This window comes from uncultured Nitrospira sp., from assembly GCA_902500695.1.
Classification (GTDB): Bacteria; Nitrospirota; Nitrospiria; order Nitrospirales; family UBA8639; genus Nitrospira_E.
In genome coordinates this window covers 1-5,419 of the sequence record CABVRQ010000136.1, presented here as the reverse complement: position 1 = coordinate 5,419, position 5,419 = coordinate 1, and the positions used below count along the sequence as shown (strand labels likewise).

The 5,419-nt window shown below is 48.3% G+C and carries 3 protein-coding genes; all 3 read right to left on the bottom strand.

The genetic code is table 11. The features are described from left to right. Nucleotides 1-730: 730 nt before the first annotated feature. Entirely contained in the window at nt 731-1,903 is a 1,173-nt protein-coding gene (locus AAH187_RS18615) for a PIN domain-containing protein (RefSeq protein WP_342349988.1), read from the bottom strand. Between the two features lie 58 nt (nt 1,904-1,961). Then, nucleotides 1,962-2,492: a hypothetical protein gene (locus tag AAH187_RS18610; protein ID WP_342349987.1), complete on the bottom strand. Its 531-nt coding sequence runs from the start codon at nt 2,490-2,492 to the stop codon at nt 1,962-1,964. A 516-nt stretch (nt 2,493-3,008) separates the two neighbouring features. Continuing rightward, nucleotides 3,009-4,847 (bottom strand): hypothetical protein, encoded by a 1,839-nt coding sequence (locus tag AAH187_RS18605; protein WP_342349986.1) that lies wholly within the window; start codon nt 4,845-4,847, stop codon nt 3,009-3,011. Between the last annotated feature and the right edge of the window lie 572 nt (nt 4,848-5,419).

Here is a 5,419-nt window from a genome sequence, read left to right as displayed (position 1 = left end):
AAATAGTTGAGGTGTGCATCCAATGGTAAGGAGGAGGAATCCGGAAAGCATTCCCTTATGCCGGAAGAAGAGTGGAAAGAAATCACTCATGGTGATCAGCATTACAGATAGGTCATTGTGGGAAAAGAGAAGCCGTTTCATCCAAGAGGTCAGGGGCGTCAGAGAACTTAGCTTTGGTCCAGACCAGTTTTTATTCCACCATAGCGGTTGGCAATATGGGAAAATAACGGGAATGGTCGTATTTAGGTATTGTCCCATTCCGTATGGTTACCAGAGTTTTGCCGTGGCTTAGTGATGTGGTGAACTTACCGTGTAGATAAACGTATTTTCGTCCTCAAGAGCGTTAAATCGTCTGGTGGACGAGGTGGGCGTGCCGATGGCTTTTGATTTTTGCGGATTCCCTCATGGCGGCTAGTGCCTGGGAGGTGATTGCAGATCCGCAATTCGTACAGCACCAAAAGGCTCCGGTTGGTGCAAGTGTACTGTTCTGGCATTGAGGACAGCGTTGGAATGACATTGGTGATTCCTTTCCTAAATTGAATGGTGTGAAAAACCAGCATCAAAGTAAGTAGGGGACCCAGGAGTGCGGATGGGTCCCCCACTAGCTTGGAGAGGGGAAGAGCCCTCTCCGGGATAGGCCGGCAGTTCGGTTAGGGGAGATCTGCAAGTAAATGAATATTGAGGCCGTTTAACAAAACCCTGCTTGGATGGTTTGGTCATTTGTCCATCCTCATCTCTGATCTTCCACGAGGCTCCGAGAGTTTTCCGAACCGGCCTCTGAGTGATTGGGGAGTGGTTGAAGATTGAAAAGCAATGGAGAGGTGTTGGTTTGGGGAGTTGAGAAAATCATCCTTCCTGTATTGGTTTGCATGAATCGGGTAACCACCACCTCAATGGCTTGACCGACCAGAGTGGCACCGTGGTCGACGACGACCATCGTGCCATCATCTAGATGTGCAATCCCCTGCCCTTGACCCTGACCTTCCTTGTGAATGAAGACCCGAATCGTTTCCCCAGGCAATACCAAAGGCCGTAATTGGTAGGTTAATTCGTTCACATTGAGGGAGAACACACCTTGAAGTAATGCGACTTTTGCCAGATTCCAGTCGTTGGTCACGATCTTGGCTTCGCGGTTTTTGGCAATGGCGATGAGTTGATGGTCAACCGCTGATATGTCGGGTTCCCAATCCTCGATTATCACCACGGCCATATTTGGCAGCTGCTGCAGTTGGGATAAGATATCCAAGCCACGCTTCCCCTTAATTCGTTTAGAGAGGTGAGCGGAGTCGGCTAAGGTCTGGAGTTCATGAAGAATACTTTTGGGAACCAGGAAAGGACCTTCCAAAAATCCTGTGGTGCAGAGTGAAAGTATTCGGCCATCGATAATGGCGCTAGAATCCAGCAATTTTTGAACGGTGTTCGATGGAGCTATCGAAGTGTGGGGAGAGGAATCTTTTGGTAGTTCCTCCATTGGGGCCGGCGACAGTGTGTTGGAGATGTGAATACCGACAATCAGCCCGATGTAGGGACAGAGAAGAAATACAGGGAGTCCGATCCACGGGGTAAGGGAAGGCATCTGGAGGAGACCTGTTCCCATTCCCATGCTCGATAAAAAACCGATCCCTGCCAGGGCGACGATGAGGCCTAAGCTCCCACCAATCAAGGTGGAGCGGTGGCATGCCATGAGTTGTCGTTCTATCCACAGGGCGACGCAGCCGATTGCCAAGCCGGTGGCTCCCAACAGAACGATGTCTGGAATGACATCGGTCCATTGAGAGGGAGCATGTCCAAGACCAGCATATATCCCCACCATTAGACACAATATGAGATACAGCCATTGGTGAATGGAAAGAAAAGGCGTTTTTGAAACAACGGGTACTGTGGAGGCTGGCGCAATCATCATAGAGTATTTCCTTCAAAGGTTGCTGCAGAATTCGTTTTCGTTTGATGGTGGAGGAGATTCACCCTGTTGGAGCCTCAAGTGGTGAACAATGAGCCAGGAAATGGTCGAAGGTGAGCCTGGACTTGAGAACAGGCTGAGCAGATCTCTGGCAGAAATCACTTTCTGCAACCTCAAGCACTGTGGTGATACCTCGGAGGTTCAGGTCATGGAAAAGGCGAAATTGGAGGCAGCAACGATGGTCAAAAAATAATGTTTCGCATCGATGGGGTGGTAAAGAGGCGGTGAGGTGTAGTGAACGTTCCAAACGATTGAGAGGATCAGTCAAAAATGGAAGACCAAAATCCTGAGGAGGACGACACCAAGAATGCCCAAGTAAGGCGTCGTCAGGTATTAAGACTGCGAGCACGGTCCCACCTGCATGAAACCGGTTGACTTGTTGTTCTAACAGCCAGGCATCGGTTTCAGTAAAGGCAGGCAAGCAGCACAACACAAATTGGGTGCCATGAAAGGCTGTCAGGGGAAGGTACTGCCATCTTCCTTTTAACAGGCAGGGGGTTTTCCACTTTGGTGCGCGGGTTCCGATCTTCATGCTGTTCCCTCCTTGGTATTCAGTGAAAAATTTTCCGGGTCTGAGTAAATCAATCATTGGATATGTTGCGTCCGAACATCTGTGTTATTCGTGTTGTGTGTGCAGGATAAATATAATCATTTAATGATTTTGAAATCCATTATCATTATCATGATAAAATAACTAATTTAATCTTGTCAACCCTGAGAACTGTTCTGTTGTGTTGTAGGTGTTTGACTGGCTTCAAGGAGGCATGATCTTCATAAGGAGGGGAAGTAATTTGCATAGGATAGGGAAGAGGAAGGTATGAAATTGAGCACTCCTTTGATGAATGGGAGATCCCATTGAATAATTCTCAGACGAGCTCCTTTCCCCACTGATGGACGAATCGGAGTTTGGAGGCTTTCACGCAAAATGAATCATTTTTAAAAGAGCAAGCCCACAGGGAGTAATCCCCGTGGGCTTGAGAGAGCATCAGACTATTCAAGATTTAAAGATTGTTCGTATAGGTTCTGCCAGAGCGCCAATCTTGTCCGGTTACTCGTAGTCTTCGTTTAAGGATCGTAAAAAAGCCGTTAGGGCCGGGATGTCTTCTGAGAGTAAGACGATGTCTTTGAGCTGGGAAGCACCATTGCGAAGTTTTCCGTTCCGTGCTAAATCCGCATTTTTAATGTACCCCCGAATCACGCCTTCCAGTGTATCGTTAATCCCGGAATGCATATAGGGAGCCGAATGACTCAAATCGCGGAGGCCGGGAGTTTTGAAAGTGCCAATAGCTCTCGGTAGGAGTCGATCTGGTCGACAGGCCTGGAAGCCACGAAACACCCCAAAGTGTTCATTGAGGGCGTCCTCGCAGAGGATGGACCAAATGGCCTGTTGAGATGCGGGGAAATCAGGATTCCAGAAAATGTTCCAAATGCCCAGATCCGTCCGTTGGGGGTTGTCTAGCGAGGGGATAGCGCGGAATGGTTCTTGAGCATGAGGATGCTTTGCCGTGGCAGGCAGGTAGGCTTCGATATTTCCATTTCGTTCCTCTAATCCTGGAATTTGAAGCATGGGAAACGATTCGGGGCCATGAATGCGTTCATACTCCGTTTGGCCAATTCCAGTGTTGTGAAAACGGAAGTCGGTGAAATTCGGTGGAGTATGACATGCAATGCAGTTCCCAATTCCTCCCTGGGCCTGGTCACTGGGGCGAATCTGTTGGCCTCTATGACGACGATGTTTGTGTCGGTTCTGTTGAGCGAAAAAGATTTTCAACCCTTTTAATTCCTCAGGCCCAAAGGTGAATGGTTGGTCATGGAACTGAAACTTGCCATCTGCCGTATGGGGATTTTTCTCAACGAATTGCAGGGTCGGGCTATCGGAAGAAGAGGTTGAGGGCCATCGGGAATAATTTTGCGAATCGTATGATTCGAGAAATTGAATCTGTTGTAGCAACCGACGAGTATATGAATTCGGAGACTCCCATTTATCCGGTTGGCGTGGCAAATCGTTGATCTCAAGAAAGACATCATAGGGAGAGAGATTGTAGTTCCCTTCGTCATCCTGTGAGAAGAGGAGTTGATCCGTGTAGGCGGCGATGAGTTGTGAGACGGCTTGAACGAGTTGCAGGTCGGTGGCTTGAGAGACTTCTACGCGGAAATCTTCAGGGATCAGAAATTCTGGAGGAATAGATGGATCGGTTCCGGTGAACAGGACAGTATAGGATAGCCCACCAAATTCTTGCGCCAGATCTCCGGTTCCAGAGTCTTCCCGTATAATCCTGGCAATATGGGAGATGGCGGCTGCCTCTTCGTTGGGAAGCCATCCATAGTTTCTTCCAGTGAGTGTGCCTTTGACCAAATCCACCATCGTTGGGAATTCAGCATCGGTATGAAGAAAAAACATTTGTCGCGGAAGAGCTGCATTGACTAATGGGGGCGCGTTTCGAACCGACGTGTGTTTTCCATCTTCACGGGCTGGGATAGGACTAAGTCGTGCAAAATCCGAGTAGGTATTCATTCCGTATTTCGGAATGTCGAGTACTTCATCCACAAAATGGCAGCTCCGGCAGTTCATCGATTGGCCGGCAAACGGGCCATCGGCAAATTGATCGGATGGGAGTTGCCAGTTCGTCACTTTGTCGAGAGCGGGATCACCTTGGGGCAAGGGATCATTGGCATCCCCTCCGTCATCTAAAAAGACTTTAAATAATTGAGCAAATCGGGTTTCCAGAAACAATCGTTCTCCATTGGCGACTTCCGGTGGATCGGCTTCTTCGGCTTCCTGAGCTAACACCGGAGGTACATTGACGAGGAAGGATAGAGTTGATGTGAGTAAGGAAATACAAAAGATCTGCGCGCAAGAGAAAGTAATAACTCTACGGACGTTCATGGGGGCACCTCGCTTTAAAATGAATCCTTTTTAGGAGAAATCCTCTTTGATTTCTCTCTTATGGATGAATGGTGAACATATCCTCACACGTCATGTGTTGAGGAGGAGCAAGGCGAGGGGGACAGGAGGAGACCAACCCTCTCGCCCACATGAGGATGAATGCACGAGTAGCCATTCTCGAAATAAATTAAGAATCAGAACATTGCACTCCTTACGCACAAAAAAAGCCCATGAGCGTACAATGGCAGCTCATGGGCTCTGGACTCTAAAAGTCTCGGGCCTTAAGAATGTGGTGAGACGTCCTTAGTCGTCAGACTCTGGCATCATCAACGCGGTCTTTTTCGACCGAATCTCATTCATGGGTACGCCAAACATCATGAAAAATCCAATGCCTATTAGAAGATCCCCGGTCAACAAGTTAAGACAAACAGGCGTGAAAACTGGGAAATGAGCCAGAGCAAAGGTCAGAGTTTATGGCTTTTGAGCCAAAAACCATCCCTTGCTGTTCATGCATTGTGCCAGGGCATCATCAGTTAATCCTTTGCTGAATGGGTTAAGTGAAGTCTCGGAAT